Source organism: Salmonella sp. 741265055_HSA, assembly GCF_046569525.1.
GTDB classification, from domain to species: domain Bacteria; phylum Pseudomonadota; class Gammaproteobacteria; order Enterobacterales; family Enterobacteriaceae; genus Salmonella; species Salmonella enterica.
Genome location: NZ_JBKFSQ010000007.1, coordinates 99,430 through 125,493, shown reverse-complemented (window position 1 = coordinate 125,493; position 26,064 = coordinate 99,430). Strand labels below are relative to the sequence as shown.

The 26,064-nt window shown below is 52.9% G+C and carries 26 protein-coding genes and 2 pseudogenes; 20 read left to right on the top strand and 8 right to left on the bottom strand.

Annotated elements, in window-relative coordinates; genetic code table 11:
* Positions 1 to 38 precede the first annotated feature (38 nt).
* Entirely contained in the window at positions 39 to 542 is a 504-nt protein-coding gene (locus ACLD4K_RS06265) for a GNAT family N-acetyltransferase (protein WP_411011551.1), read from the top strand.
* Between the two features lie 106 nt (positions 543 to 648).
* Positions 649 to 1,137 carry a DUF3617 domain-containing protein gene (locus ACLD4K_RS06260; RefSeq protein ID WP_411011550.1) on the top strand — a complete coding sequence of 163 codons (489 nt, stop codon included), beginning with the start codon at positions 649 to 651 and terminating at the stop codon, positions 1,135 to 1,137.
* Between the two features lie 394 nt (positions 1,138 to 1,531).
* Here ACLD4K_RS06260 and miaE read toward each other — a convergent pair.
* Both miaE and rraB read right to left on the bottom strand, forming a co-directional pair.
* Positions 1,532 to 2,343, bottom strand: a pseudogene (gene miaE / locus ACLD4K_RS06255) (tRNA isopentenyl-2-thiomethyl-A-37 hydroxylase MiaE).
* 11 nt (positions 2,344 to 2,354) lie between these two features.
* Entirely contained in the window at positions 2,355 to 2,771 is a 417-nt protein-coding gene (gene rraB, locus ACLD4K_RS06250) for a ribonuclease E inhibitor RraB (protein ID WP_000002940.1), read from the bottom strand.
* A gap of 16 nt (positions 2,772 to 2,787) precedes the next feature.
* On the opposite strand from rraB, the gene argL reads away from it, so the two are divergent.
* Together argL and argF (ACLD4K_RS06240) are read left to right on the top strand one after the other, a co-directional pair.
* A complete protein-coding gene (gene argL / locus ACLD4K_RS06245; protein ID WP_411011549.1) occupies positions 2,788 to 2,967 on the top strand; it encodes a putative translational regulatory protein ArgL in 180 nt (59 codons plus the stop codon).
* A complete protein-coding gene (gene argF / locus ACLD4K_RS06240) occupies positions 2,937 to 3,941 on the top strand; it encodes an ornithine carbamoyltransferase (RefSeq protein WP_411011548.1) in 1,005 nt (334 codons plus the stop codon). Before argL ends, argF (ACLD4K_RS06240) begins: the two co-directional genes overlap by 31 nt.
* A 73-nt stretch (positions 3,942 to 4,014) precedes the next feature.
* On the opposite strand, the gene ACLD4K_RS06235 is transcribed toward argF (ACLD4K_RS06240), so the two are convergent.
* Complete coding sequence (locus ACLD4K_RS06235; RefSeq protein ID WP_411011547.1) at positions 4,015 to 4,467, bottom strand: YhcH/YjgK/YiaL family protein; 453 nt, start codon at positions 4,465 to 4,467, stop codon at positions 4,015 to 4,017.
* 675 nt (positions 4,468 to 5,142) lie between these two features.
* On the opposite strand from ACLD4K_RS06235, the gene arcA reads away from it, so the two are divergent.
* Both arcA and arcC read left to right on the top strand, forming a co-directional pair.
* Complete coding sequence (arcA, locus tag ACLD4K_RS06230) at positions 5,143 to 6,363, top strand: arginine deiminase (protein WP_411011561.1); 1,221 nt, start codon at positions 5,143 to 5,145, stop codon at positions 6,361 to 6,363.
* A gap of 10 nt (positions 6,364 to 6,373) precedes the next feature.
* Positions 6,374 to 7,306, top strand: coding sequence for a carbamate kinase (gene arcC / locus ACLD4K_RS06225; protein WP_411011546.1), 933 nt, complete (start codon positions 6,374 to 6,376; stop codon positions 7,304 to 7,306).
* Between the two features lie 5 nt (positions 7,307 to 7,311).
* Here arcC and ACLD4K_RS06220 read toward each other — a convergent pair.
* Positions 7,312 to 7,394, bottom strand: a pseudogene (locus ACLD4K_RS06220) (hypothetical protein); the annotation flags it as partial.
* A gap of 23 nt (positions 7,395 to 7,417) precedes the next feature.
* On the opposite strand from ACLD4K_RS06220, the gene argF (ACLD4K_RS06215) reads away from it, so the two are divergent.
* The 3 genes from argF (ACLD4K_RS06215) to ACLD4K_RS06205 all read left to right on the top strand — a co-directional run bounded on the left by argF (ACLD4K_RS06215) (position 7,418) and on the right by ACLD4K_RS06205 (position 10,556).
* Positions 7,418 to 8,422: an ornithine carbamoyltransferase gene (gene argF / locus ACLD4K_RS06215; protein WP_000237031.1), complete on the top strand. Its 1,005-nt coding sequence runs from the start codon at positions 7,418 to 7,420 to the stop codon at positions 8,420 to 8,422.
* Between the two features lie 55 nt (positions 8,423 to 8,477).
* Complete coding sequence (locus ACLD4K_RS06210) at positions 8,478 to 9,881, top strand: YfcC family protein (protein ID WP_183059451.1); 1,404 nt, start codon at positions 8,478 to 8,480, stop codon at positions 9,879 to 9,881.
* 186 nt (positions 9,882 to 10,067) lie between these two features.
* A complete protein-coding gene (locus tag ACLD4K_RS06205; RefSeq protein ID WP_000666051.1) occupies positions 10,068 to 10,556 on the top strand; it encodes an arginine repressor in 489 nt (162 codons plus the stop codon).
* Here ACLD4K_RS06205 and ACLD4K_RS06200 read toward each other — a convergent pair.
* Positions 10,526 to 10,666 (bottom strand): hypothetical protein, encoded by a 141-nt coding sequence (locus ACLD4K_RS06200; protein ID WP_001518160.1) that lies wholly within the window; start codon positions 10,664 to 10,666, stop codon positions 10,526 to 10,528. The two genes, ACLD4K_RS06205 and ACLD4K_RS06200, sit on opposite strands and share 31 nt — an antisense overlap.
* Between ACLD4K_RS06200 and pyrL the strand changes: the two genes are divergently transcribed.
* The 4 genes from pyrL to ridA all read left to right on the top strand — a co-directional run bounded on the left by pyrL (position 10,646) and on the right by ridA (position 12,655).
* Positions 10,646 to 10,747 carry a pyr operon leader peptide gene (pyrL, locus tag ACLD4K_RS06195; protein WP_000249504.1) on the top strand — a complete coding sequence of 34 codons (102 nt, stop codon included), beginning with the start codon at positions 10,646 to 10,648 and terminating at the stop codon, positions 10,745 to 10,747. The two genes, ACLD4K_RS06200 and pyrL, sit on opposite strands and share 21 nt — an antisense overlap.
* 35 nt (positions 10,748 to 10,782) lie before the next feature.
* Positions 10,783 to 11,718 (top strand): aspartate carbamoyltransferase, encoded by a 936-nt coding sequence (gene pyrB, locus ACLD4K_RS06190; protein ID WP_000013055.1) that lies wholly within the window; start codon positions 10,783 to 10,785, stop codon positions 11,716 to 11,718.
* A 12-nt stretch (positions 11,719 to 11,730) separates the two neighbouring features.
* Entirely contained in the window at positions 11,731 to 12,192 is a 462-nt protein-coding gene (pyrI, locus tag ACLD4K_RS06185) for an aspartate carbamoyltransferase regulatory subunit (RefSeq protein ID WP_000148567.1), read from the top strand.
* Positions 12,193 to 12,268: 76 nt separating this feature from the next.
* Positions 12,269 to 12,655, top strand: a complete 387-nt coding sequence (gene ridA, locus ACLD4K_RS06180; protein WP_000047544.1) for a 2-iminobutanoate/2-iminopropanoate deaminase — start codon at positions 12,269 to 12,271, stop codon at positions 12,653 to 12,655.
* An 88-nt stretch (positions 12,656 to 12,743) separates the two neighbouring features.
* Here the strand turns inward: ridA and mgtA are convergent, their stop codons facing one another.
* Positions 12,744 to 15,452: a magnesium-translocating P-type ATPase gene (mgtA, locus tag ACLD4K_RS06175; RefSeq protein WP_411011545.1), complete on the bottom strand. Its 2,709-nt coding sequence runs from the start codon at positions 15,450 to 15,452 to the stop codon at positions 12,744 to 12,746.
* A gap of 140 nt (positions 15,453 to 15,592) precedes the next feature.
* Entirely contained in the window at positions 15,593 to 15,646 is a 54-nt protein-coding gene (mgtL, locus tag ACLD4K_RS06170; protein ID WP_099374030.1) for a mgtA regulatory leader peptide MgtL, read from the bottom strand.
* A 189-nt stretch (positions 15,647 to 15,835) separates the two neighbouring features.
* Between mgtL and treR the strand changes: the two genes are divergently transcribed.
* From treR to ACLD4K_RS06135, 7 genes are all read left to right on the top strand, one after another.
* Entirely contained in the window at positions 15,836 to 16,783 is a 948-nt protein-coding gene (treR, locus tag ACLD4K_RS06165) for a trehalose operon repressor TreR (RefSeq protein ID WP_001181297.1), read from the top strand.
* 137 nt (positions 16,784 to 16,920) lie between these two features.
* On the top strand, positions 16,921 to 18,339 hold the full coding sequence (gene treB / locus ACLD4K_RS06160; protein ID WP_411011544.1) for a PTS trehalose transporter subunit IIBC: 1,419 nt from the start codon (positions 16,921 to 16,923) through the stop codon (positions 18,337 to 18,339).
* 49 nt (positions 18,340 to 18,388) lie between these two features.
* The gene (treC, locus tag ACLD4K_RS06155; protein ID WP_411011543.1) at positions 18,389 to 20,041 is read left to right on the top strand and encodes an alpha,alpha-phosphotrehalase; all 1,653 of its coding nucleotides are present in this window, start codon (positions 18,389 to 18,391) and stop codon (positions 20,039 to 20,041) included.
* 408 nt (positions 20,042 to 20,449) lie between these two features.
* The gene (nrdD, locus tag ACLD4K_RS06150) at positions 20,450 to 22,588 is read left to right on the top strand and encodes an anaerobic ribonucleoside-triphosphate reductase (RefSeq protein WP_000187821.1); all 2,139 of its coding nucleotides are present in this window, start codon (positions 20,450 to 20,452) and stop codon (positions 22,586 to 22,588) included.
* A 216-nt stretch (positions 22,589 to 22,804) separates the two neighbouring features.
* Positions 22,805 to 23,269, top strand: a complete 465-nt coding sequence (gene nrdG, locus ACLD4K_RS06145) for an anaerobic ribonucleoside-triphosphate reductase-activating protein (RefSeq protein ID WP_411011542.1) — start codon at positions 22,805 to 22,807, stop codon at positions 23,267 to 23,269.
* Positions 23,270 to 23,435: 166 nt separating this feature from the next.
* The gene (gene vapB / locus ACLD4K_RS06140) at positions 23,436 to 23,666 is read left to right on the top strand and encodes a type II toxin-antitoxin system VapB family antitoxin (protein WP_183059448.1); all 231 of its coding nucleotides are present in this window, start codon (positions 23,436 to 23,438) and stop codon (positions 23,664 to 23,666) included.
* Positions 23,663 to 24,079 (top strand): type II toxin-antitoxin system VapC family toxin, encoded by a 417-nt coding sequence (locus ACLD4K_RS06135; RefSeq protein ID WP_411011541.1) that lies wholly within the window; start codon positions 23,663 to 23,665, stop codon positions 24,077 to 24,079. The genes vapB and ACLD4K_RS06135 overlap by 4 nt, the downstream gene beginning before the upstream one ends.
* Positions 24,080 to 24,139: 60 nt before the next feature.
* Here the strand turns inward: ACLD4K_RS06135 and ACLD4K_RS06130 are convergent, their stop codons facing one another.
* Entirely contained in the window at positions 24,140 to 26,053 is a 1,914-nt protein-coding gene (locus ACLD4K_RS06130) for a BglG family transcription antiterminator (protein WP_411011540.1), read from the bottom strand.
* Positions 26,054 to 26,064 lie beyond the last annotated feature (11 nt).

The following is a 26,064-nucleotide window of genomic DNA, read 5'->3' as shown; positions in this document are numbered from 1 at the left end:
AGTAATCTATAAATAAATTTTAAAAATTGAGCCATGTTATGAATAATGTCGTCTCGCCAACGCTCACGGTGCGCCGAATCACTACCGCCGACAATGCCGCTATTGCCCGTGTCATCCGTCAGGTTTCAGCGGAATACGGACTTACCGCCGATAAAGGTTATACCGTTGCCGACCCCAATCTGGATGAACTGTATCAGGTTTATAGCCAACCGGGCGCGGCCTACTGGGTGGTAGAGCAAAACGGTTGTGTGGTGGGCGGCGGCGGCGTGGCGCCGTTATCCTGTAGCGAACCAGACATTTGTGAACTACAAAAAATGTATTTTTTACCGGTGATTCGTGGTCAGGGACTGGCGAAAAAGCTGGCGCTGATGGCGCTGGATCACGCCCGTGAACAGGGTTTTAAACGCTGCTATCTGGAAACAACGGCTTTTTTACGCGAAGCGATTGCGCTATACGAACGTTTAGGATTTGAACATATTAGCGAACCGCTCGGCTGCACCGGACATGTCGATTGCGAAGTGAGGATGTTAAAGGTTCTCTGAAAACCAGGCGTTTATTTATCCTCGCCAGGTATTATTTTTGCTGATATAAGTAATCCCGGAAGCATCCTGTTATCCGGGAATCACTTATTATTCAAGGAAGTTATAAATGAAACACCTATTATCAGCAATTATTTTTCCCGCTATGTTTATTAATATTTCTAATGTATATGCATTAGAGATACAGCCCGGCGAATGGAAAATGGAAAATATAGAAATGCGCACCATCAATCCAGATACAAAGCAAGTATTAATGGAGCAAAAAAATTCGGGCACAGCAACGCTTATGTGTTATACCCCTAAAATGTCTGAAGATGCTAAAAAAATGGTGAAGGGTTTTTCTACCAGTGCAGACGGCTGCACGACGACATTTGTAGAAAGTACGGATACCAAACTGATCAATGAGACTGTCTGTAATAACCCTGATGCCAAATCGCACTCTATTGTAGAAACGACGAAAATAAGCGATACAGAATTCGCGATGACTATGAAAATGGATGTCGATTCAGGGGGAAATAAAATGTCCACCACCAACAAAATTAAACAAACCTTTGTTGGCAAGACCTGCTCTGAAGCGTCAAAAGGCGTGACACAATAAGAGCCTATCCCATTAGGGTTATTTTACTTGCCATTTTGGTCCTGGGCAGTGCTCAAAATCCTCACGTACTACGTGTACGCTCCGGTTTTTGCGCGCTGTTCCGTGTCCAAACTGGCTGCGCCAATAACGCCTGGTGGGATAGGCTCTAAGTATTTCATTACAAAAACCCGTAGTGATTGATGCAAAAAGGGCATTATTCACAGTCACCTTTCGGGAATACAATACTGAGTGAGTTCTTTTTTGCCTGCCGCTGGCAGGCTTTACTCAGGGCTGAATATCATGAAAATGGCCTTTCCTGCTCGCCAGCAGTTTGATGCCGGGCGGAATGACCACCACAACTTTTGCAGACGGCGACAACGTAAAAGATAAAAACGCTAATCTTTAATTTTACCCTTTATCCGGCGGCTGGCACGCCGCTATGAAAACGAAACTCGCGGTCTGGCGACAAGATAAGGTCAGCTTCCACCTCGCCAAAATAGCGCACGCGTGCAGAAATGTCCTCGGTAGAAATCTGCTGCGCCAGCGCCAGGTAATCCTGATAATGCCGCGCTTCGGAACGCAGAAGCGAGAGATAAAACGTCTGCAAATCCTCATCCAGCCAGGGTGCCAGAGCGGCAAAACGTTCGCAGGAGCGGGCTTCGATATACGCCCCGCAAATCAGCTTATCAATTAAGGTAAGCGGTTCGTGCGTGCGTACCGCTTTCAACATTCCTTTCGCGTAGCGGCTGGCAGTGATTTTCACATAAGGAATGTTTCTGGCCTGCATGACCTCGCGTACCTGCCAAAAATGGTGCAACTCCTCTTTAATCAATAACACCATACGGTCGATGAGCTGACGACCCCAGGGGTCATCAGTTTGCGGCATGGCGCTTTTGCTAATCTGTTTATGCAGGGCAACAAAATCCGGCTCCGGCCCCTGACGAAACGCGAACGCCTCGTAAGGTTGCAGCCAGGCGAGCAGCGCGTCGGCGCCCGATTTATCGGCGGCATATTTACGCACCAACAGCAACGCGGTTTGCGCAGCCTTCAGTTCGCAGATCAAGTGATCGGTAAGCAGAAGAGGAAGATTTTGCGGATCGCGGGCCTGGACAATCCACGCCTGCGGCGTCGGGCAATGCAGGAAATTAAGCACCGGAGAGAGTATTTGCGGGTAATTCATACGTAACCTGTAAAAAAATACGACAGCAGACGCTGCCGTACCGTCATACTATACAGCTTTAGTGACGCACGCCGTCGTCATCTTCATCGACATAATCGTCGTCGTCACCCTCTTCGCCATTAGGGTCTTCAAAATAGGTTCCCCAGCCGTCGTATTCAACATCATATTTTTCCGCCAGGTTCATCAGTTGCTCAACCTGAGCGTCGATGAGTTCGGCGTTCAACGCGCACTCGCTGAGGATGTCGCAACAAATAACCGTATCGCCCTCTTCCACTTCCAGCTCTTCCGGCTCCGTCACTTCATAGCCGAGTTTAAAGGCTTCTACCGCGGCTTTTTCCAACGTTTCGAAATCGTCAGCGGAAAGGTGATGCTCGATAGTGTACAGCGCATCCGGATCGCTGCCGTCCTCAAGTAACTCTTCAATAATTAACCGCGTTTCTTCACGCTGCTCTTCCAGTAATTCCGGGTTTGCCATAGCTCGTTCCTCATAGATGTCCTGCCGATACTCTTATTGTCACATACCGCCGACGTTGCCTCCACCTTATCGAGAAAAGTTTTATCAAACAGGGTTGCAAATGAATAATCATCCATATAAAGTGAATTTTAATTCAATAAAAGGCCTAAGCCATGTGAGGGAAGTATGTCTACGTTTTACCAAAAACCTTTTTTAAAGTTACTTGATTTCACCGTCAGCGAACTCACTGCTCTGTTGCAGCTTGCCGCCAAACTGAAAGCCGATAAGAAAAACGGTAAAGAAGAACAAAAGCTGGTGGGTAAGAATATTGCGCTCATCTTCGAAAAAGACTCGACCCGGACACGATGCTCTTTCGAAGTTGCCGCATACGATCAGGGGGCGCGCGTGACGTACCTGGGTTCCAGCGGGAGCCAGATCGGCCATAAAGAGTCCATCAAAGATACTGCCCGCGTCCTGGGCCGGATGTTTGACGGTATTCAGTATCGAGGATATGGCCAGGAGATCGTCGAAACGCTGGCTGAATATTCCGGTGTGCCGGTATGGAACGGTTTAACCGATGAGTATCACCCAACGCAATTACTGGCGGATCTGCTCACCATGCAGGAACATCTGCCGGGTAAAGCCTTTAACGAGATGACGTTGGTCTATGCCGGAGACGCGCGTAATAACATGGGTAACTCCATGCTGGAAGCCGCCGCGTTAACAGGATTGGATCTCCGTCTGGTCGCGCCAAAAGCCTGCTGGCCGCAAGCTGCGTTAGTGGCGGAGTGCAGCGCCATGGCGAAAAAGAACGGCGGCGCCATCACCCTGACCGAAGATATCACCTCGGGCGTAAAAGGCGCGGATTTTATCTATACCGATGTTTGGGTCTCTATGGGCGAACCCAAAGAGAAATGGGCGGAGCGTATTGCCCTGCTGCGTGATTATCAGGTCAACAGCCAGATGATGGCCTTAACCGGCAATCCGCAGGTTAAGTTCCTGCATTGTCTGCCCGCATTCCATGATGACGAAACCACGCTCGGCAAAAAAATGGCCGAAGAGTACGGTTTACATGGCGGGATGGAAGTGACCGGCGAGGTTTTTGAGTCTGCGGCCAGCATTGTCTTTGATGAAGCGGAAAACCGAATGCATACCATCAAAGCAGTAATGGTAGCGACGCTGTCTAAATAATGTCGTTATGATGCCGGATGGCGGTTGGCCTACAAAATCGCAACGTGCAGGCGCCGCCATCCGGCACAAAATATTACGCCATCAGCATTTTCACAACCGCTTTACGTACCCGCGCCGGTTCTCCCACCGCGCACAGGGGCTTATGCACTTCGCCGGGATAAAACACCACAAAGTCACCTTCGTTCAGGACGACGGTTTTCTCGTCGACGCTCGTCGGTAAAACTGCAATGTCTTTATCCGCCAGCCAGTCCGTGTGCGGCGTCCCCGCAGGCCGGGTACTGAAGGCCATCCCTTCCTGACCTTGTAGCACAATCTGAATATCAAGATAACGGGCGTGATACTCTGCGCTGCGCGATTCGCCCGGCTCCGTCATATTTTCAGAAATCATATAAAACAGCCTGTCGCCGTCAATGTCATACTTACCTGGCGCGGTCGTTGCCGTGACATGCGCATTGACGTGCTCAATCGCCTGCCGTAACGCCGTCGGCAGCCAGGCCTCCAGATGTTCAATATTGCCAACAATCATCGCATCCCCTTAGTTAAAACAGCGTTTTATTTTTCTCTTTATACGAGAAAAATGGCTGCCATACTACCCTTACTCTTATCAATTTTGCGCCAGCGCATGTTTATCGCCAGCGGTGTTTATACTTTGTTAATAGTTCGCCCAACTTTATGCAGTACCTATGCATAAACCGCAGCGGTGCCAAATTGCCATCACTAACAACGCTTTGATATTAAAGGCGTTAACATAAAAACGTTTTAGCGATCACAATTCGCTCTCCCTGCATAAATGACTTCTCTATCCATAGTTATTTTTAAATTATTTAAATATCCCCGATAATAAAATCACCTTCACGCATAGTTATGCAATACTTTAAAATAATAAATTTATTTTCAATGAGTTACGATATAAGTATCATTCAATACAACAAACAAATAATTAACAATAAAAAAATAACAAACCATATAGCTGCGTAGTAATTCATTTGATGCCTTATTATTTTTTCAATTTGTCTGACCCGGCTCATATATTAAGTAAGAAAAATAGCACTCCTTGATTGATGTGAATCTCATCACATTAACAACCCAAATAAAATTCAATCATTGCTCCCGAATTTAACTGAAACGTCGCGACTGCAAGCACGCTAAATATTTGCAGCCACTCCTTCTTTATTCTTGAAATTATGTAAAAGGTATAATGATGGAAAAGCATTTTGTCGGTTCTGAAATCGGTCAATTACGCAGCGTAATGTTGCATCGTCCCAATCTCAGCCTAAAAAGACTTACCCCTTCAAATTGTCAGGAATTACTTTTTGACGATGTATTATCCGTAGAGCGCGCTGGCGAAGAGCATGACATTTTTGCCAACACGCTGCGCCAGCAAGGGATAGAAGTGTTGCTGTTAACCGACCTGCTCACCCAAACGCTGGATGTGGCTGACGCTAAAGCCTGGCTACTGGATACGCAAATTTCCGATTATCGCCTTGGGCCCACCTTTGCCGCAGATATTCGCGCCTGGCTGGCGGATATGCCGCACCATGAACTGGCTCGCCATTTAAGCGGCGGTTTAACTTACGGTGAAATCCCCACCTCCATAAAAAATATGGTGGTCGATACTCACGATATTAATGACTTTATTATGAAGCCATTACCGAATCACCTATTTACCCGTGACACGTCCTGCTGGATATATAACGGCGTCTCAATTAACCCCATGGCGAAACCTGCACGCCAACGTGAAACGAATAATTTACGTGCTATTTATCGCTGGCATCCTCAATTCGCAGGCGGTGATTTCATTAAATATTTCGGCGACGAGGACATTAATTACGACCACGCCACTTTAGAGGGCGGCGATGTGCTGGTGATTGGCCACGGCGCAGTGTTGATCGGTATGTCTGAACGTACTACGCCGCAGGGTGTCGAGTTCCTGGCGCAGGCATTGTTTAAGCATCATCAGGCGGAACGCGTCATTGCCGTTGAACTGCCAAAACATCGCTCCTGTATGCACCTTGACACCGTCATGACCCACATTGATATCGACACCTTCTCCGTCTATCCGGAAGTCATTCGCCCGGACGTTCAGTGCTGGACGCTGACGCCAGACGGACGCGGCGGTCTGAAACGAACCCAGGATAGCACGCTGGTTCATGCTCTTGAAACAGCGCTTGGCATCAATCAGGTGCGCTTAATCACCACTGGCGGCGACGCATTTGAAGCTGAGCGCGAACAGTGGAATGACGCCAATAACGTGCTCACCCTGCGTCCCGGCGTGGTGGTGGGCTATGAGCGCAACATCTGGACCAACGAAAAATACGACAAAGCCGGCATTACCGTCCTTCCCATTCCCGGCGATGAACTGGGTCGCGGGCGCGGAGGCGCACGCTGCATGAGCTGTCCACTGGAACGCGATGGTATTTAAAGGAGACGTTATGGAAAACAAACGCACACTGGTCGTCGCGCTGGGCGGCAATGCGCTGCTCAAACGCGGCGAACCGCTAGAGGCTGATATTCAGCGTAAAAATATCGAACTGGCGGCCAGAACCATCGCCCAGCTTACCCGGCAATGGCGCGTGGTGTTAGTGCATGGCAACGGCCCACAGGTAGGACTGCTGGCGCTACAAAATAGCGCCTACGCTAACGTTACGCCCTACCCGCTCGATATTCTCGGTGCGGAAAGCCAGGGCATGATTGGCTACATGCTGCAACAGGCGCTGAAGAATCATCTGCCGGAGCGTGAAATCAGCGTCCTGCTCACCCAGGTCGAAGTCGATGCCAACGATCCGGCATTCCTCAATCCAACCAAATATATCGGACCGATTTACGACGAAGCGCAGGCCCGTGCGTTACAGGCAGAAAAGGGCTGGGTATTCAAAACCGACGGTAACGCCTTCCGCCGCGTTGTGCCCTCCCCACAGCCGAAACGCATTGTGGAAAACGATGCCATCCGCGCGCTGATTAGCCGCGATCACCTGGTTATCTGTAACGGCGGCGGCGGCGTGCCGGTCGTGGAAAAAGCCGATGGCTACCACGGTATCGAGGCGGTGATCGACAAAGATCTGTCCGCCGCCCTGCTTGCCAGCCAAATTCACGCCGACGCGCTGCTCATTCTGACAGATGCCGACGCGGTGTATCTCGACTGGGGCAACCCCACCCAACGCCCGCTGGCGCAGGTTACGCCGGAGCTGCTTCGTGAAATGCAGTTCGACGCCGGTTCGATGGGCCCGAAAGTGACCGCCTGCGCTGAGTTTGTCAGCCATTGCCGCGGCATTGCCGGAATCGGCTCGCTGGCGGATGGGCAAGCCATTCTCGCGGGCGAGAAAGGTACTTTGATTCGGTGTGAAACCGCCGACGTTGACGCATAAGGCTTTTTACCGGATGGCGGCTTCCGCCTTATTCGGCCTACAGTGCGCGCATAACCGTGGGCCGGATAAGCGCAGCGCCATCAGGCAATTCATTTTAACAAGGATATTGTAATGGTTATTTCACTGAAAAATCGTAACTTTTTGAAGCTGCTTGACTACACCCCGGCGGAAATCCAACACCTCATCGATCTGGCTATTGAGCTGAAAGCCGCAAAAAAAGCCGGATGCGAAAAGCAAACACTGATCGGCAAAAACATCGCGCTGATTTTTGAAAAAACCTCTACCCGCACCCGATGCGCGTTTGAAGTTGCCGCTTTCGACCAGGGCGCGCAGGTGACTTATCTCGGCCCAAGCGGCTCGCAGATCGGCCATAAAGAGTCCATGAAAGATACTGCTCGCGTCCTGGGGCGGATGTATGACGGCATCGAATATCGCGGTTTTGGTCAACACATTGTGGAAGAGCTGGGGGAATACGCGGGCGTTCCCGTCTGGAACGGCCTGACCGATGAATTTCACCCCACACAGATCCTGGCCGATCTGATGACCATGCTGGAACACGCGCCGGGTAAAACGCTGCCGGAACTGAGCTTCGCCTACCTGGGCGATGCGCGCAACAACATGGGCAACTCGCTGATGGTGGGCGCGGCGAAGATGGGCATGGATATCCGCCTGATAGCGCCAAAGTCCTTCTGGCCTGATGCCGCGCTGGTCGCGCAGTGCCGGGAAATCGCCAGCGTTACCGGCGCTCGTATCACCTTAACGGAGAGCGTTGAAGACGGCGTTCACGGTGTGGATTTCCTCTATACCGACGTCTGGGTCTCGATGGGAGAACCCAAAGAAGCCTGGGCGGAGCGCGTCAGTCTGATGACGCCATATCAGGTCAACCAGCAGGTGGTAAACGCTACCGGTAATCCAGATGTGAAGTTTATGCACTGCCTGCCCGCCTTCCATAACGAGCACACCAAAGTGGGACGCGAAATCGAAATGGCTTACGGCCTGAAAGGACTGGAGGTCACGGAAGAGGTGTTCGAGTCCGCAGGCTCGATAGTCTTCGATGAAGCGGAAAACCGGATGCACACCATCAAAGCGGTCATGGTGGCGACGCTCGGCGACTAATCCCACAGGCTATGCGCCCTCGCGGCGCATATCCGTGATATCAGGAGAGAACATCATGGGTAAATTTAAATTTCCCACCGCTTATACCATCCTGTTTATTCTTATTGCCCTGGTCGCGGTAATGACCTGGATTGTGCCGGCGGGAAAATACCAAATGGCGATGAACGCCACGCTGGGAAAAGAGGTGCCGGTGGCGGGAACGTATGCCCCCGTGGACGCGCACCCGCAAGGGATTACCGCTGTTTTACTGGCACCGATTGACGGCCTCTATAACCACGAAACCTACACCGCCGGCGCCATTGACGTCGCGCTGTTTGTCTTGATTATCGGCGGCTTTCTGGGGGTGGTGAATAAAACGGGGGCGATTGATGCCGGTATTGAACGGGTAACAGTCAAACTCAACGGCAAAGATGAGTGGATGATCCCCATTCTGATGGCGCTGTTCGCCGCTGGCGGCACTATCTATGGCATGGCGGAGGAGTCGTTGCCCTTCTACACGCTGCTGGTGCCGGTTATGATGGCGGCCCGCTTCGATCCGTTAGTGGCGGCGGCAACCGTACTGCTCGGCGCGGGGATAGGCACGCTCGGTTCGACCATTAACCCTTTCGCCACGGTCATTGCCGCCAACGCCGCCGGCATCCCTTTTACTCAGGGAATGCTGATGCGCGTACTGCTGTTAATTGTCGGCTACGTACTGTGCGTGTTTTGGGTAATGCGCTATGCGCGCAAAGTCCGCGCCCATCCTGAGCTTTCTATCGTGGCGGATAAAATGGAGGAAAACCGCGCCCATTTCCTCGGCAATCGCGCCAATACACTGCTGGAGTTTACGGCTACCCGGAAATGGGTGCTGCTGATCTTCGCCGCCTCTTTCGCGGTGATGATTTACGGCGTGGCGGTTCTCGGCTGGTGGATGGCGGAAATCTCCGGCGTTTTTCTGGCGGCGGCGATTATCGTTGGCGTGATAACGCGGATGGGCGAGGAAGCATTCACCAGTACTTTTATCGACGGCGCGCGGGATTTGCTCGGCGTGGCGCTAATTATTGGTATCGCGCGCGGCATTGTGGTGGTCATGGATAACGGTATGATTACCCATACTATTTTGCACAGCGCGGAAAGTCTGGTTTCCGGCCTCTCTACCACCATTTTCATAAACGTAACCTACTGGCTGGAAGTATTGCTCTCCTTCCTGGTGCCCTCCTCTTCCGGTCTTGCCGTATTGACGATGCCCATTATGGCGCCGTTAGCGGATTTTGCCCACGTACAGCGGGATTTGGTCGTAACCGCCTACCAGTCGGCCTCCGGGATTGTGAACCTGGTTACTCCCACCTCCGCCGTGGTCATGGGCGGTCTGGCGATCGCGCGGGTTCCCTATGTCCGCTATCTGAAATGGGTCGCGCCGCTGTTGCTGATCCTGACATTGCTGAACATGACGGCACTGAGCATCGGAGCGATGATGTAACGAGCCAGATGGCGACGCGTCTTATCCGACAGGACTGATAAGCACAGCGCCATCAGGCACGCCGTCACCTTTTTTGATCGGCTTCTCATTTTCCTGCAAAACCGCCCGATTGATCCGCAATCAATGTGACAAATGTGATGAATTTCGCCAGTCCGTTGATATCAATAATAAAGATAAGGTGCATTTATGAAGGAATACGATGATTACTCCGCCAAAGAACAACAGCAACTGGCGGTTTGTCAGCGCCTGATTAGTGAAAAAAGTTACCTGTCCCAGGAGGAGATTCGCCGCGATTTACAAAATGAGGGATTTGAAGGTATCAGTCAATCTACGGTTTCGCGCCTGCTCAAGCTGCTGGGCGCAATAAAAATCAGAAATACGAAGGGACAAAAGATTTATTCCGTAAATCCCCAGCGGCGTCCTTCGCCGGATGCCGGACGTTCAATAGCCGAAATGGTCGTCAGCGTTGAACATAATAGCGAATTTATCCTTATCCATACGGCGGCAGGTTATGGTCGCGCCGTCGCGAGAATTCTGGATTACCACGCATTGCCGGAAATTCTCGGCGTCGTTGCCGGTAGCAGTATTGTCTGGGTCGCACCACGGGTCGTTCAGCGCACGGCGCTGGTACACAAACAAATTAATTATTTGCTTAAAATGAATTTAAATTCATAAGAACCGTTTGCGATGAGTAAATCATGCATTAATCGCTTGATCCCCAAACAGAGCTGAGTATAATCGCGGACAATTTGCCGGGAGGAAGCATGGTTCAGTGTGTACGACATTCTGTCTTACCGCGTCTGAAAAAGGACGCAGGCCTGCCGTTTTTCTTTCCGTTGAAAACCAATACCAAGCCCCTCAATTGAGGGGCTTTTTTTTGCCCAGGCGTCAGGAGATAAACATGGCTAACCCGCTATATCAAAAACATATCATTTCCATAAACGACCTCAGCCGCGACGATCTTAATCTGGTACTGGCGACGGCGGCGAAATTAAAAGCCAACCCGCAGCCGGAGCTATTGAAACATAAAGTGATCGCCAGCTGCTTTTTCGAAGCCTCCACGCGTACCCGCCTGTCGTTTGAAACCTCAATGCATCGCCTGGGCGCCAGCGTAGTGGGCTTCTCCGACAGCGCCAACACGTCGCTGGGGAAAAAAGGAGAAACGTTAGCCGACACGATCTCAGTGATTAGCACTTACGTGGACGCGATTGTGATGCGCCATCCGCAAGAAGGCGCGGCACGTCTGGCGACGGAGTTTTCCGGTCAGGTGCCGGTGCTCAATGCGGGTGACGGTTCGAACCAGCATCCGACGCAGACCCTGTTGGATCTGTTCACCATCCAGGAAACGCAGGGCCGTCTGGATAACCTGCATATCGCGATGGTCGGCGATCTGAAATATGGCCGCACCGTGCATTCGCTAACCCAGGCGCTGGCGAAATTTAGCGGCAACCGTTTTTATTTTATCGCGCCGGACGCGCTGGCGATGCCGCAGTACATTCTGGATATGCTTGATGAAAAAGGAATGGCCTGGAGCCTGCATGGTTCTATTGAAGAGGTCATGGCCGACGTCGACATCCTCTATATGACTCGCGTACAGAAAGAGCGTCTCGACCCGTCGGAGTACGCCAATGTGAAGGCGCAGTTTGTTCTGCGCGCCAGCGACCTGAACGGCGCGCGTGAAAATATGAAAGTGCTGCACCCGCTGCCGCGCATTGATGAAATCACCACGGATGTGGATAAAACGCCACACGCCTGGTACTTCCAACAGGCGGGCAACGGTATTTTCGCTCGCCAGGCGTTACTGGCGTTGGTACTGAATAGCGAACTGAGTCTGTAAGGGAGAAAAACGATGACACACGATAACAAACTGCAGGTTGAAGCCATTAAATGCGGCACCGTGATTGACCATATCCCTGCGCAGGTAGGCTTTAAGCTGCTGAGTCTGTTTAAATTGACCGAGACCGATCAGCGAATCACTATCGGTCTGAATCTCCCGTCTGGCGAGATGGGGCGTAAAGACTTAATCAAAATAGAAAACACCTTCCTCACCGATGAGCAGGTTAACCAACTTGCTCTGTACGCGCCGCAGGCCACCGTTAACCGCATCGACAACTACGACGTAGTCGGGAAATCACGCCCCAGCCTGCCAGAGCGTATTAATAATGTGCTGGTTTGCCCGAACAGCAACTGCATCAGCCACGCGGAACCGGTATCCTCCAGCTTTGCAGTGAAAAAACGCGCCAATGATATCGCCCTCAAATGCAAATACTGTGAAAAAGAGTTTTCGCATTATGTGGTGCTGGCCAACTAATGGGGGTTGGTTATGAGATCCCGGCTCCCTATAATGAGCGGGGACATTCTATTACCGCTGTAATTCAGGAGAAATCATGAGCAAAACTATTGCGACGGAAAATGCACCAGCAGCAATCGGCCCATACGTACAGGGCGTTGACCTGGGTAGCATGGTAATCACTTCCGGTCAGATTCCGGTCGATCCGAAAACCGGTGCCGTAGCGGAAGATGTATCCGCTCAGGCACGTCAGTCGCTGGAAAACGTTAAAGCTATTGTGGAAGCCGCTGGCCTGAAAGTAGGCGACATTGTGAAAACGACCGTCTTCGTGAAAGACCTGAACGATTTCGCGACCGTCAACGCCACCTACGAAGCCTTCTTCACCGAGCACAACGCCACCTTCCCGGCGCGTTCCTGCGTGGAAGTTGCCCGTCTGCCGAAAGACGTGAAAATTGAGATTGAAGCGATCGCTGTTCGTCGCTAACGCTCGTTTATAGATAGTGGCCAAATGGCGCTATCGCTTATTTGGCCTGGTATGCCATCCAGGCCGATAATGCACAATACTTCGACGCTTACTGCCAGCCATAACGTCGGCTGTAAAACCCTTTCACCAACTGGGTTAACGTCATATAGCCCGCCAGAATAGCAATCAGCCACGGGAAATAGCTTAACGGCAGCGCCTGCAACTGCAGGTAAGACGCCAGCGGCGAAAACGGCAACGAAATTCCCACGACCATCACCAACAACGTCATCGCCATCAGCGGCCAGGCGGCGCGACTTTGAATAAACGGCAGACGACGGGTACGGATCATATGCACAATCAGCGTTTGCGACAGTAATCCCACCACAAACCAGCCGGACTGGAACAAGGTTTGCGTTTCTGGCGTATTCGCATGAAATACCCACCACATCAGACAAAAGGTCAAAATGTCGAAAATCGAGCTGATCGGACCGAAAAAGACCATAAAGCGCCCCAAATCCGCCGGATTCCAGCGCTGCGGCTTTTGAATTTGTTCTTCATCGACATTATCAAACGGAATCGCCACCTGGGATACATCGTACAGCAGGTTTTGAATCAGCAAGTGCAGCGGCAGCATTGGCAGGAACGGCAAAAAGGCGCTCGCCACCAGTACGCTAAACACGTTACCGAAATTTGAGCTGGCCGTCATCTTGATATATTTCAACATATTAGAAAAAGTACGACGACCTTCAATGACGCCTTCTTCCAGCACCATCAGGCTCTTTTCCAGCAGAATAATATCGGCCGCTTCACGGGCGATGTCCACCGCGCCATCTACCGAGATACCAATATCCGCCGCCCGCAACGCCGGAGCATCGTTAATCCCGTCGCCCATAAAACCGACCACATGCCCCTCGCGTTTGAGCAAAGTGACGATGCGCTCTTTATGCATCGGCGTCAGACGCGCAAACAACGTCGTACGGGCGGCCAGCGCCGCCAGCGCGTCGTCGCTTAACCCTTCAATATCACTGCCAATAACGACATCGCCCGCATCCAGCCCAACTTCATGGCAAACTTTCGCTGCTACCAGCTCGCTGTCACCGGTGAGAATTTTCACCGTAATTCCGCTCGCCTTCAGCGCTTTCAGCGCCGGTGCGGTGGTCTCTTTCGGCGGATCGAGAAAAGCGATATACCCTTCCAGAATCAGATCAGATTCATCGATACGCTGGTAATCGCCCTCACGCGCAGGCAGATATTTGGTCGCGACGGCGACCACGCGTAGCCCCTGACGGTTCAGCATGTCGGTAACGCGTTTCACCCGGCGCAGCATATTGTCGTCCAGCGGCACAATATCGCCGTTGTGGCGCACCTGAGTACACACGTTCAGGATCTCCTGTAACGCGCCTTTGCAGACCAGTTGATGCACGTTCGAATCTTCGGCCACCACCACCGACATCCGGCGACGCTCAAAATCAAACGGGATCTCATCGATTTTCTGCCAGCGTCCGGAGAGCTGACGCGCGGCGGTTTCGTCTACTCCCTCCAGGACCGCCGTATCCAGTAAATTTTTTAGACCGGTCTGATAATGGCTATTCAGCCAGGCACAATGCAGTACATGCTCGCTGGGCTTACCAGAAATATCAGTATGATTTTCCAGCACAATTTTGTCCTGCGTCAGAGTGCCGGTTTTATCGGTGCACAGAATATCCATCGCGCCGAAGTTCTGAATCGCATCAAGGTGCTTCACGATAACTTTCTGTTTCGAGAGCTTCACCGCCCCGCGCGCGAGGGTGGAGGTGACGATCATCGGCAACATTTCCGGGGTGAGTCCTACCGCGACCGAAAGCGCAAATAGCGCCGCTTCCCACCAGTCACCTTTCGTGTAACCATTAATAATCAGTACTACCGGCGCCATGACCAGCATAAAGCGGATTAGCAACATACTGACGCGGCTAATTCCTTTCTGGAAAGCGTTCTGCTCGTTATCTTGTTCCGAAACGCGCCCCGCCAATTGACCAAACCAGGTGTCGGCGCCGGTCGCCATCACCACGGCCTGCGCCGTTCCGCTCACGACGTTGGTCCCCATAAAGCACAGCGTGTCGCACTCAAGCGGGTTATTTTGCCGGGGCTCACGCGTCGCGGCGACTTTCTCGACCGGCAGAGATTCGCCGGTCAGCGACGCCTGGGCGACAAACAGATCGCGCGCCTGGATAATCCGTAAATCCGCCGGGATCATATCCCCCGCCGCCAGCTTAATAATATCGCCGGGCACCAGTTGATCGATGGGTAATTCCAGCCAGGCGTTTTCGCCATTTTCATTAATAACCCGCAGTACGGTAGCGGTATTGCTCACCATCGCTTTTAGCGCGTCCGCTGCTTTCGTCGAGCGCGCTTCCTGCACAAAATTCAGCAGCGTTGAGATACCGACCATCAGGGCGATAACGCCTGCGGCAAACAGATCCTCCGTGGCATAAGAAATGCCGCCAAGAATCGTGAGTAAGATGTTGAAAGGATTGCGATAACATACCCACAGATGCACCCACCACGGCGAGGGTTTCTGTGCCGGAAGGCGGTTTTCGCCATGCTTTTCACGCGCGCGCGTCACCTCGGCAGCGTTTAATCCCTCCGGGTGCGTATCAAAGACGCGCCAGAGCGTCTCCTGCTCCATTGCCGCGACTTTCAGACAGCGATCGCTCAGCGAAGGCGGGATAGTCGCATTTACCGCGGTCTGCGCGCCGGGCAGCGGATCGCGGTGAACCAGACGATAAGGCAAATGACGATTAAGCCGGGCAAAAAGCTGGCGGGTAATGGTTTTTAGCATAGGTAATCCCTCCGCGCCGAAGTCAGGCGCAGAAAATTCTTCAGGCGCGGCAAAGCCTTGCCCGATGAGCAATGTTTAAATAAAAACAGGGACGTTATTGTGTCACTGTCTTACACACCGGTAAGACAGCAGAGGCAGGCTTACCGGAAAAGGAAAATTCTCCATCGCGGGAGAGGGGTGGGTTCAGGGTCCATGTCGCCTCCGGTAAGTAAATAATTTGCGCCGCGGATTATACGCATAAATCCATAAGTTTTGTGGCAATTATGGCGGTATCATACCGTTACGTAATTAAACCAACGATAAACCAGACTTTGCCCATTGCCCTTCGCTTGAGTAAAGTTACTCTTTTTATCACCATCAGCGTCACGCCACGAGAAAACAGGATGCAAAACCGGCTCACTATCAAAGACATCGCCCGCCTGAGCGGCGTAGGGAAATCAACCGTTTCCCGCGTGCTTAACAATGAAAGCGGCGTAAGCGAACGTACCCGCGAGCGTGTCGAAGCGGTGATGAATCAACACGGTTTCTCTCCGTCCCGCTCCGCCCGTGCGATGCGGGGACAAAGCGATAAAGTGGTCGCTATTATCGTCACTCGCCTTGATTCGTTGTCTGAAAACCTCGCGGTTCAGACCATGCTGCCTGCGTTTTACGAACAGGGCTACGACCCTATTATGATGGAAAGTCAGTTCTCGCCGACGCTGGTAATGGAGCATCTGGGCATGCTCAGACGACGTAACATTGATGGTGTGGTGCTGTTTGGCTTTACCGGCATCACAGAAGAGTTGATCGCCCCCTGGAAAGCCTCGCTGGTGCTGCTGGCAAGAGATGCGCAAGGTTTTGCCTCCGTCTGTTACGACGACGAGGGCGCGATTCATATCCTTATGCAGCGGCTGTATGAGCAGGGACACCGCAACATTAGCTTTCTGGGCGTTCCCCATAGCGATATTACCACCGGCAAACGTCGGCATGACGCATACCTGGCGTTTTGCAAAAAACATAAACTTCATCCCGTCGCCGCCCTGCCCGGTCTTGCCATGAAGCAGGGCTATGAGCATACGGCAAGTGTCATCATGCCGGATACCACCGCGTTAGTCTGCGCCACCGATACGCTGGCGTTGGGCGCCAGTAAGTATTTACAGGAGCAACGTATTGAGACGCTGCAACTGGCAAGCGTCGGGAACACGCCGCTGATAAAATTCCTGCACCCGGAGATCGTCACTGTCGATCCCGGCTATGCTGAAGCCGGACGGCAGGCGGCTTCGCAGCTGATCGAACAGATCAATGGCCGCTGCGATCCGCGCCGGATCGTCATTCCTTCCACCCTCGCCTGAGTGGCTGATTAAACGGAATACCACGAGTAATTTGTGATCGTCGCTGCGTTTCGGGAACGTTCCCATTTTTAAACCAACGTTGAAGAGATACTCTTGCGCCAATCAATTACATATCTCCTCTGCCATGAGGCTTTACGATGAGCAAAGTAAAACAAGCCGATATTGACCGGCTGATTGACCTGGTTGGCGGGCGCGACAACATCGCCACGGTGAGCCACTGCATTACTCGCCTGCGCTTTGTGCTCCACCAGCCCGCGAGCGCCAGACCAAAAGAGATCGAACAATTACCGATGGTTAAAGGTTGTTTCACCAACGCCGGTCAGTTTCAGGTGGTGATTGGCACCGACGTTGGCGATTACTATAACGCGCTGCTGGAGACCACCGGCAAAGCGTATACCGATAAAGAGCAGGCCAAAAAAGCCGCTCGCCAGAACATGAAGTGGCATGAGCAGTTAATTTCCCACTTCGCGGAGATCTTCTTTCCGCTACTACCGGCGTTGATCAGCGGCGGTTTGATCTTAGGCTTTCGTAACGTGATTGGCGATGTGCCGATGAGCAACGGCCAAACGCTGGCGCAGATGCATCCGGCGCTAAAAACGCTTTATGATTTTTTATGGTTGATCGGCGAAGCGATCTTTTTCTATCTGCCGGTGGGGATCTGCTGGTCGGCGGTGAAAAAAATGGGCGGCACGCCGATTCTTGGTATCGTGCTCGGCGTGACGCTGGTATCGCCGCAGTTGATGAATGCGTATCTGCTGGGCCAGCAAACGCCGGACGTCTGGAACTTCGGCTTATTTAGCATTGAGAAAGTGGGCTACCAGGCGCAGGTAATCCCGGCGCTACTGGCAGGGCTGGCGCTTGGGTTTATTGAAACACGGTTGAAACGCATCGTGCCGGATTATCTCTACCTGGTCGTCGTCCCGGTGTGTTCGTTGATACTGGCCGTCTTTCTCGCCCACGCTTTTATCGGCCCCTTTGGTCGTATGATCGGCGACGGCGTGGCCTTTGCGGTACGTTATCTGATGACAGGCAATTTCGCCCCGATAGGCGCGGCGCTGTTCGGCTTCCTGTATGCCCCGTTGGTCATTACCGGCGTCCACCAGACAACGCTCGCTATCGATATGCAAATGGTCCAGAGCATGGGCGGTACGCCAGTCTGGCCGCTGATTGCGCTGTCGAATATCGCGCAGGCTTCCGCCGTAGTGGGCATCATCATCTCCAGCCGTAAACACAATGAACGCGAGATCTCCGTTCCTGCCGCCATTTCCGCTTACCTTGGGGTAACCGAACCGGCGATGTACGGTATCAACCTGAAGTATCGTTTTCCGATGCTGTGCGCGATGATCGGATCTGGTCTGGCGGGACTGCTCTGCGGTCTGAACGGCGTCATCGCCAACGGTATCGGCGTGGGCGGCCTGCCGGGCATCCTGTCTATACCGCCGCGCTACTGGCAGGTGTACGGCATGGCGATGGTTATCGCGATCGTTATCCCGATGATTCTGACCACCTTTATCTATCAGCGTAAGCATCGTCAGGGCACATTACAAATTGTCTAATTCTTCTTCGGGGCGCAGTTGCGTCCCAACGCACTTGCAGGAAACTACAATGACTATTCCCCTCTGGTGGCAAAACGGCGTTATTTATCAGATCTACCCGAAAAGTTTTCAGGACACGACCGGCAGCGGCACCGGCGATTTACGCGGCGTCACGCAGCGCCTTGACTATCTACAGCGACTCGGCGTAGATGCCATCTGGCTCACGCCGTTTTATATCTCGCCGCAGGTGGATAACGGTTATGACGTCGCAAATTATACGGCTATCGACCCGACCTACGGCACGCTGGATGATTTTGACGAGCTGGTCGCGCAGGCGAAAGCACGCGGTATTCGTATCATCCTGGATATGGTGTTTAACCATACTTCTACCCAGCACGACTGGTTTCGCGAAGCGCTGAACAAAGAGAGTCCATACCGTCAGTTTTATATCTGGCGCGATGGCACGCCAGATGTCTGCCCGAATAACTGGCAATCTAAATTTGGCGGCAGCGCCTGGCGCTGGCATAGCCAGAGCGAACAATATTATTTACACCTTTTCGCGCCTGAACAGGCCGACCTGAACTGGGAAAACCCCGCCGTGCGCGCCGAGCTGAAAAAGGTCTGCGAATTCTGGGCCGATCGCGGCGTGGATGGCCTGCGTCTGGACGTGGTGAATCTGATCGCCAAAGATCAGGATTTTCCTGACGATCCGACGGGCGACGGACGCCGCTTTTATACCGACGGGCCGCGCGCGCATACGTTTTTACGCGAAATGAACCGTGACGTTTTTACGCCGCGTAATCTGATGACGGTAGGCGAAATGTCCTCTACCACGCTGGAAAACTGCCAGCAATATGCCGCGCTTAGCGGCGACGAACTCTCAATGACCTTCAATTTTCATCATCTGAAGGTGGATTACCCCAATGGCGAAAAGTGGACGCTGGCAAAACCTGATTATGTGGCGCTGAAAGCGTTGTTCCGCCACTGGCAACAGGGGATGCATAACGTCGCCTGGAACGCGTTATTCTGGTGTAATCACGATCAGCCGCGCATCGTTTCCCGCTTTGGCGACGAGGGGGAATACCGGGTTCCAGCCGCGAAAATGCTGGCGATGGCGCTGCACGGTATGCAAGGGACGCCTTATATCTATCAGGGCGAAGAAATTGGCATGACCAACCCACACTTTACCCGCATCACCGATTATCGCGACGTGGAAAGCCATAACATGTTTGCCGCGCTACGCGCCGCCGGACGCGACCCCGACGAACTGCTGGCTATCCTGGCCAGTAAATCCCGCGACAACAGCCGCACGCCGATGCAGTGGGACCACGGTAAAAACGCCGGTTTCACCCAGGGCGAGCCGTGGATAAGCCTGTGCGATAACTATACGGAGGTTAACGTCGAGGCGGCATTACGCGATGAAAACTCGGTGTTTTACACCTATCACAAGCTGATTGCGCTGCGTAAAACCCAGCCTGTACTGATCTGGGGCGATTATCAGGATCTCCTCCCGGATAGCCCATCCGTATGGTGTTATCGCCGCCAGTGGCAGGGGCAAACCCTGCTGGTCGTCGCCAATCTGAGCGACCAGTGTCAGGAGTGGCATCCGCCGCATATCAAAGGACAGTGGCAGGCGCTACTGCACAATTATGGCGAGGTCGCCAGCCAGCCAGCGGCGATGACGCTCCGCCCATTTGAAGCCATCTGGTGGTTACAACGCTAGCGCGACGTCCTTATACGGATAAACGCCACAGACCTATTGACACGGGCGGTGGCGTTGCTCCTGGTTACTGTCTGTTTTTGTTGAATAATTAATCAGATTTTTCTTGCTATCTTTTACAAACGCTACAGCGCCCGCCATCTGTACGCTCTGATTTTTACCTTGTTCTACATCAATAAAATTGCAAACATCCTTGATGCAAATCACTACATATAGACTTTAAAATGCACGCCGACCCAATATGTTGTATTAATTGACTACAATTGCTACAACATCCGTTCACTCGACACAAGGTGAATTGTGGATAACCTGGGTCAGGATTGCGGGAAGTCGTTGGAAAAGAGATGAATAAACCTGTTATGGCTTCCCCGGCCTCTGTGGATAACCTGTTCTTACAAATATGGAGTGATCATGACACCGCATGTGATGAAACGAGATGGCTGTAAAGTGCCATTCAAATCAGAGCGCATTAAGGAAGCCATTCTACGTGCAGCTAAAGCAGCGGGAGTCGATGACGCAGATTACTGTGCCACCGTCGCAGAAGTCGTTAGCAGCCAAATGAACGCGCGCAGTCAGGTGGATATTAACGAGATCCAAACTGCGGTTGAAAACCAACTGATGTCCGGCCCGTACAAACAGCTTGCCCGCGCCTACATCGAATACCGTCACGATCGCGACATTCAGCGTGAAAAGCGTGGTCGTCTGAACCAGGAAATTCGCGGCCTGGTAGAGCAAACTAACTCCGCGTTGCTCAATGAAAACGCCAACAAAGACAGTAAAGTCATTCCCACCCAGCGCGATTTGCTGGCCGGGATTGTCGCCAAACACTATGCCCGCCAGCACCTGTTGCCGCGTGACGTAGTACAAGCGCATGAGCGCGGCGATATCCACTATCACGATCTCGACTACTCGCCGTTCTTCCCGATGTTCAACTGTATGCTGATCGACCTGAAAGGCATGTTGACCCAGGGCTTTAAGATGGGTAACGCCGAGATCGAACCGCCAAAATCTATCTCTACCGCCACTGCCGTTACCGCGCAGATTATCGCGCAGGTCGCCAGCCATATTTATGGCGGCACCACCATTAACCGTATCGACGAAGTGCTGGCGCCGTTTGTCACCGAAAGCTATAACAAGCACCGCAAAACCGCCGATGAGTGGCAGATCCCGGATGCCGAAGGGTATGCGCGTTCTCGCACCGAAAAAGAGTGCTACGACGCCTTCCAGTCGCTGGAGTACGAAGTTAACACGCTGCACACCGCTAACGGCCAGACGCCTTTCGTGACCTTTGGTTTTGGCCTCGGCACCAGTTGGGAGTCGCGTCTGATTCAGGCGTCTATTTTGCGTAACCGTATCGCCGGTCTGGGTAAAAATCGCAAAACCGCCGTGTTCCCGAAACTGGTCTTTGCTATCCGCGACGGTTTGAACCACAAGTTTGGCGATCCGAACTACGACATTAAACAACTGGCGCTGGAGTGCGCGAGCAAGCGCATGTATCCGGACATCCTCAACTACGATCAGGTGGTCAAAGTCACCGGTTCGTTCAAAACGCCAATGGGCTGCCGCAGCTTCCTCGGCGTGTGGGAGAACGAAAACGGCGAGCAGATCCACGACGGGCGTAACAACCTGGGCGTGATTAGCCTTAACCTGCCGCGCATCGCGCTGGAAGCAAAAGGCGACGAAACCGCATTCTGGAAACTGCTGGATGAACGTCTGGCGCTGGCGCGGAAGGCGCTGATGACCCGTATCGCCCGCCTTGAAGGCGTGAAAGCCCGTGTCGCGCCTATCCTGTATATGGAAGGCGCCTGCGGCGTGCGGCTGAAAGCGGACGACGACGTGTCTGAAATCTTTAAAAATGGTCGTGCGTCCATCTCTCTGGGCTACATTGGTATCCATGAAACCATTAATGCGCTGTTCGGCGGCGAGCACCTGTACGACAGCGAGCAACTTCGCGCTAAAGGCATCGCGATTGTGGAGCGTCTGCGCCAGGCCGTGGATCAGTGGAAAGAAGAGACCGGCTACGGCTTTAGTCTGTACAGCACGCCAAGTGAAAACCTCTGTGACCGCTTCTGCCGTCTGGATACCGCCGAGTTCGGCGTGGTGCCGGGCGTAACCGATAAAGGTTACTACACCAACAGCTTCCACCTCGACGTGGAGAAGAAGGTCAACCCGTACGACAAAATCGATTTCGAAGCGCCGTATCCGCCGCTGGCGAACGGGGGTTTCATTTGCTACGGCGAATACCCGAACATTCAGCACAACCTGAAAGCGCTGGAAGATGTCTGGGATTACAGCTATCAGCATGTACCCTATTACGGCACCAACACGCCGATCGATGAATGCTACGAGTGCGGCTTTACCGGCGAGTTCGAATGTACCAGTAAAGGTTTCACCTGCCCGAAATGCGGCAACCACGACGCCGCGCGCGTCTCGGTCACCCGCCGCGTGTGCGGTTATTTAGGCAGCCCGGACGCACGTCCGTTTAACGCCGGCAAACAAGAAGAAGTGAAGCGCCGCGTGAAGCATTTAGGCAATGGGCAGATCGGTTAATCCTCCGTTTGCAATGCGTAAATGCCGGATGGCGGTGTAAACACCTTATCCGGCCTACAACCGCTGGCTATAGTTCCAATTTCATGAGTTTCCTCTAAGCAGTTGGTGTTGTAGCAAGGCGGCAAACGAACGAATCCCAGGGAGCTTACATAAGTAAGTGACCTGGGTAAGTGAGAGCGGCCAACGCCGCTACAGCGCCAAATGCAACGAGGAAACATGAACTTTCACCAATACTACCCCGTCGATATCGTTAACGGCCCCGGCACCCGCTGCACCCTGTTTGTGTCAGGGTGCGTGCATGAATGCCCTGGCTGCTACAACAAAAGCACCTGGCGGCTCAATTCCGGCCAGCCGTTTACCAAAGAGATGGAAGATAAGATCATTGCCGATCTGAACGACACGCGCATTCACCGTCAGGGGATCTCGCTGTCGGGCGGCGATCCGCTGCATCCGCAAAACGTACCGGATATCCTGGCACTGGTAAAACGCATCCACGCGGAGTGCCCGGGGAAAGATATCTGGGTGTGGACTGGCTACAAGCTCGATGAACTCAACGCCGCACAGATGCAGGTGGTCGATCTCATCAACGTGCTGGTCGATGGCAAATTTGTGCAGGATCTGAAAGACCCGGCGCTGATCTGGCGCGGTAGCAGCAACCAGGTAGTGCATCATTTGCGTTGATGCGGGGATATTGGGTCAAAACCGTTACTCGTCCGCTACTTTTATATCCTTCTTTCGCCTCCTGCTTACAGGGATATGCATATGCCTATACATATGTCACGCACAGGCATATAATTAACTCCGATACTGGCCTATAACATCACGCCCACAAGGGCAGGAGACGACCATGCGAACCGTATCTGTATTTAAAAATGGCAATAACCGCGCGATCCGCCTTCCACGCGATCTGGATTTTGACGGCGTCAACGAACTTGAAATCTTCCGCGAAGGCGACACGATTATTCTGCGCCCCGCCCGCCCTTCCTGGGGATCGTTCCGTCATGAGGAAAAAGCCAGCCCGGACTTTCTGACGGAACGCGAAGACATCGTCAGCGATGAGGGGCGCTTTGAACTATGAGTAAAACCTACATGCTGGATACCTGCATCTGTTCTTTCATTATGCGCGAACAGCCGGAAGCTGTGCTGAGACGCCTTGAGCAGGCAGTGCTGCTGCGCCATCGTATTGTGGTGTCGGCGATTACCTACGCCGAAATGCGTTTTGGCTGTACGGGCAAAAAGGCCTCGCCGCGCCATGCCCAACTGGTCGATGCATTCTGTAGCCGCCTGGATGCCGTGCTGGCCTGGGACCGGGCGGCAGTGGATGCCACCACAGAGATCCGTGCCGTACTGACCGCCGCCGGTACGCCGATTGGATCAAACGATGCGGCTATCGCCGGCCATGCCATTGCGTCCGGGGCGATACTGGTCACTAATAACGTGAGGGAGTTTGAGCGGGTACCGGGTTTGCAGTACGAAGATTGGGTAAAATAACCCGTGCTGGCATACCGACAAGCACATAAATCTTCTTAACAATGACGTGACGGGAAAGTGTCAAAAACGACTTACGCACTCCATTGCGACCGTTTTAAATTGCGTAAAATTCTGACATGCGCAGAGGCGCGTCATGGCGCGTTCGCGCAGGAAAGTGACGAAAATATCGTAGATGGCCATCGCCTCTTCATATTCACTTTTGCTGATGGCGAGTAAAAAAATAACGTGCGCCGTTTCGTCACCCCAGACAATCCCCTGTGGCGCGAGTACCGTATAAACCACCGTTTTCTTCGCCAGCAGCCCCAGCGCGTGTGGCAAGGCAATCCCGTCGCCTAATAACGTACTGACAATAGCTTCACGCTCAATAACCGAATCGAGAAACGCCGCATCAACAAAGCCTTCCTCATGCAACTGATCGCACAGCGTTTTAAACAGCGTCTGTTGATCTATTTCCCCCTCCACGATGCGAAAATGCGAGGCATCGAAATATTTATCCAGCATCCACGGACGGGTTCTGTCCACCAGCACCAGCTTACCGATCTGCTCCAATTGATAGTCGGTAGGAAAGGGTGCGATCATGATGACCGGCTTATCTTTTTCGCCGATCCGCGCCGTGGAAATCACAAAATCCTCCACAATACTGTCCCGCGCCTCATAGTCGCGTAGCGTCAGAGTGCGGGCAATCTCAATCTGCGGGTATTTCCGCGCCAGTACTGCTTCAATCATCCGCACCATCGCATTACCAGCATCGCACACCAGCAGTACCTGCGGCTGCCGCTGGTAGCCAATGTTGTAACTACGTTCCAGCCCAACGCCAATATGCAGCACCAGAAAACCGATTTCGTTTTCGCTAATGGTATACGGCGTGTATTTTCCCCAACTCGATATCGCCGCCAACGTCATATCCCACGCCATCGGATAGTGCTGCTTAATATTTTCCAGTAGTGGGTTGGGGATCATGATCTGGTAGCGCACGCGGGTAATCATCGTTTTGATGTGGGTCAGCAAGTCCGCGTGAAGCTGTTTATCATTCAACAGGTTATAGTTGTACTGAGTATTAATAAAATTGAGGATATAGTGTACCAGCGCCTCTTCATCATCGGCATTAATGGCGCTGGGGGCAATCTCCTGTACCTGGCGGGCGGCAATATGCACCTTCAGCCAGCTTACTTCCGGCTCCGACAGCGGCTTGTCGGCCAGCTGTTGTAGTAGCTCCGCAATCTCATGTGCCGCATGGCGCACCTTTTCATCGACCTCCTCCGCCACGCATTCCGATAACGGATACCCCTCGCGAATACGCCGTACCGCCACCGCGCAGTATAAACGCAGAAACAGCTCGCCCTCATCGGTCAGGCGGATTTGACAATGAGAGAAAATATCCGGCAAAAGAGACTGCAGCCGTTGGGACACCTCGGTGTTCAGCGTGGTACTAACAATTAACGGATGGGAGGGCTCCTGCTGCGCCAGCGTCCATAAAAGGTCGGTCAGACAGGCGCGAATCGCCATCTCTCCGCCAAACAGTTTCATGCCATGACGCGGACGCGTTTCCAGCGTCAGATGATAACGCAGCAAATGCTCGCGTACGTCCGCCATATCGTTCTGCAACGTCGCACGGCTGACAAACCATTCATCTGCTAAATCCTCCAGCTTCAGCGAGAAGGCGGAGGTTAAAAAACGCGCCAGCAAATAGTGTATCCGCTCCTGGCTGGTGCGCGGACCGCGCTCCAGGGCGGGAGATTGCTGCGTTTGCAGGGATTGATAACGTGCCGGATCATCAATTTTGAGCTGATACCCGTTGCCGCGGCTGAGAGTAAATTGCGCGCCATGCGGCGTCAGCAACATGTTCAGCGCGGCGATATCCGCCCGAACGGTACGCGTGGAGACCGACAACCGCTGCGCCAGCTCGTCCTGCGGCAGCGTCTCGTTTTGCAGCATCGCAAATAGCTGCGCTAAACGTTGGTTGGGGAATCGCACGTCTCTCTCCT